We start from the raw sequence: 264 nt of genomic DNA on the forward strand, positions 1-264 counted from the left end.
AGTTACGACAACGCCCTGGCCGAGTCGGTGAACTCCGACTACAAGAACGAACTCGTCGACAACCAGCCGCGATTTCACGGTGCGACCGAACTGTCACTGGGCACCGCTGAATGGGTGGCGTTCTACAACCGGGAGCGGCCTCACAGCTACTGCGACGACCTCACTCCCGACCACGCTGAGCAACTCCACTACGCTCACATGCGCACCCTCAATCCGGAGGAGGCACTCACAACCTGAGCTCTCCGGAAATGCCGGGATGGATCA

The 264-nt window shown here is 60.2% G+C and carries 1 pseudogene; it reads left to right on the forward strand.

Features of this window, described 5'->3' with window-relative positions:
• Window positions 1-156: pseudogene (locus MKW15_RS24325) on the forward strand (integrase core domain-containing protein); the annotation flags it as partial.
• Window positions 157-264 lie beyond the last annotated feature (108 nt).

The sequence above is a fragment of the Gordonia gummivorans genome, assembly GCF_022513585.1.
In the GTDB taxonomy this organism is placed as follows: domain Bacteria; phylum Actinomycetota; class Actinomycetes; order Mycobacteriales; family Mycobacteriaceae; genus Gordonia.